This is a genomic window from Serratia sp. PF-27 (genome assembly GCF_030053255.1).
In the GTDB taxonomy this organism is placed as follows: domain Bacteria; phylum Pseudomonadota; class Gammaproteobacteria; order Enterobacterales; family Enterobacteriaceae; genus Serratia; species Serratia bockelmannii.
Genome location: NZ_JASGBT010000017.1, coordinates 1 through 2,122 on the forward strand (window position 1 = coordinate 1; position 2,122 = coordinate 2,122).

2 protein-coding genes and 3 pseudogenes are annotated in these 2,122 nt (G+C 49.5%); all 5 read left to right on the forward strand.

The window, feature by feature from the left end; translation table 11 throughout:
* Positions 1-118: 118 nt before the first annotated feature.
* Positions 119-310, forward strand: a pseudogene (locus QMZ29_RS10455) (S24/S26 family peptidase); the annotation flags it as partial.
* A 14-nt stretch (positions 311-324) separates the two neighbouring features.
* Entirely contained in the window at positions 325-570 is a 246-nt protein-coding gene (locus tag QMZ29_RS10460; protein ID WP_025303333.1) for a hypothetical protein, read from the forward strand.
* Between the two features lie 84 nt (positions 571-654).
* Positions 655-1,110 (forward strand): annotated as a pseudogene (locus QMZ29_RS10465) (recombinase family protein); the annotation flags it as partial.
* A gap of 75 nt (positions 1,111-1,185) precedes the next feature.
* The gene (locus QMZ29_RS10470; RefSeq protein ID WP_126502249.1) at positions 1,186-1,557 is read left to right on the forward strand and encodes a hypothetical protein; all 372 of its coding nucleotides are present in this window, start codon (positions 1,186-1,188) and stop codon (positions 1,555-1,557) included.
* 313 nt (positions 1,558-1,870) lie between these two features.
* Positions 1,871-2,050: pseudogene (locus QMZ29_RS25835) on the forward strand (SOS response-associated peptidase family protein); the annotation flags it as partial.
* Positions 2,051-2,122: the final 72 nt, after the last annotated feature.

Genomic DNA, 2,122 nt, shown 5'->3' on the forward strand with positions numbered 1-2,122 from the left:
AAAAAAATCGCTCAGAAAATTATTATATTACGCGGCAAAGCGCGATCCGCAGGGGGATAGGGGGGGGCACGCGTTCGCGTTTTGTTTATGCCTTACTGTATAAATATACAGCTTGGTTATGATTATGCTGAGTACTTTAAGGTTGTATGCTTTTTCACCAGTTGAGCCCCTGACGTTACCGCTGTTTGCCGATCGCGTGGCCTGCGGTTTTCCCTCCCCGGCGCAGGACTATGTCGAGAGCCGGCTGGATATCGGCAAACTGCTGGTGCGGCATCCTAACGCCACTTATTTCGTGCGCGCCAGCGGTGAGATGGAGCGAGCAGGATGGATCAGGCACTGAATTTTTCACTCAGCTATGCGCAGCTGACCCGGGAAGCAGAAGATGCGATTAAAAAATGCAATCTGAACCAGGGCGGGATGGGTTACACCCTAGAGTTGGGTAAGGCTTCTGTCATTCTGAGTTTCTGGTACGGTCTGGCGCTGCAGGGCTATCCGGGCACAATAATGGATGAACGTGTTGATGCCGACCGGCTGCGCCTGCATGTCCTCATCTATAAGAGAGAGGGGTGACATCGTGGCAACGGTTAACGTCCGCCGGCCGTCGCCGCTGCAGCGACGGATGCTGATTGTGCTGGCCGCCCCCAAACGGTAACTGATATTTTGCTGGTTGAGCAGATAGACCGCCTGACCCGTCTCAGCAACAGTGACTGGATGACGTTGAAAAAGCAGATTGAGCAGCATGAGTTACGGATTGTCAGCCTGGATGTCCCTACCTCATGGCAGGCGCTGTTAGAGAAAGATCCTCCACAGGCGGGCCCGATCACCCGTGCAGTAATAACCGCCATCAATAACATGCTAATCGACCTGATGGCCGCGATGTCACATAAGGACTGGTTGAGTCGCCGCCAACGGCAAAAGCAGGGAATTGAACGGGCGCATACGTTGGGTAGATACCGGGGAAAGCAGGCAGATCAGGAACGACATCAGAAAGTCCTGTACTACCGACAGATTAAGAAACTGAGCATCCGAGAAACAGCAGACGCGACAGGCTACAGTACTTCCCAAGTTTGTCGCATTCAGGCCTTCTATAAAGAAGTTGAGACTGATTAAAAAGCAGCCTTAATGTACAATAATTTTCGATATCCAAACTGACCCCATGAACAATCAATGAGTTAGAGGTGAAAGATGATTTCATACAAAAAAATCATACCTGCTCTTGTCATATTCGCTTTATCTAATGCTGTGGCATATGCGAATGATTTCGACAAATCAAATGAAGCGATGGCAATTTCAGCAATAGGTTTTTCTGGCTCAAATGCTCGTGTTGCACATGATGTTTGTGGGGCAACCAATGAGAAAATTGATAAATATAAAAAACAAATAAAAGACTCATTAACTAGAACATTAAAGTATGAACAGTCAGGATTCGATACGCATTGGGATAATGGTTGGAAAAATGCTGATTTTTTGGTTAAGTCATTAAGTAATGATGAAGCCTATAAAAAAGAATATTGCCGAGAGGTTTTAGATGGAATTAATAATCCTGAAATGAATTAAGGATTATTCCTTATTCGGGGTTCTACGCCGGAACCCCAGATTTTTCCGTCCGCTAAAATTATCCCCGGTTGAGCAGCTTTATACCGTCAGCTCGCAGTGGATCATCAGGGGAAATGTGGCGGTACAGCGTTTGTCGGGTTATCCCAAGCTCCTGGCATAACGTACTGACTTTCGTCTCTGGCCGTCCCATTGATGCCATTGCCAGTCGCAATTTTATTGGCGTCATTTTGTAAGGCCGTCCGCCGTTCCTCCTGTGGGCTCTTGCTGAGGCAAGGCCTGCCGCTGTTCTTTGCGGCGCTGTACGCAGCAGAGACCGACGGCCGCGCGCGACTGGCTCGACACCCGCTTAGTCCCGCCCTCTGGTCAAATGCAGGCTGACGTGTACAGCCTGCAGGCAGAGGATTTCGTCTGGCAACCGGTATCGCCCGCCGTCGGCGCCGTTCGCAATGACAATCCCTCACTCATCCTGCCCATCGATACGCCAACGGTCTGAGTGCCGCATTATCCACAGTTTTGGTGGATAACGTGTGTGCAAGGGGCAGTAAAACACTTAGCAGGCGTAAAA

What these genes read in the sequence shown, in the direction of transcription:
- QMZ29_RS10460 (WP_025303333.1), top strand. Translation starts at nt 325, where the DNA reads ATGGATCAGGCACTGAATTTTTCACTCAGCTATGCGCAGCTGACCCGG.
- QMZ29_RS10470 (WP_126502249.1), top strand. Translation starts at nt 1,186, where the DNA reads ATGATTTCATACAAAAAAATCATACCTGCTCTTGTCATATTCGCTTTA.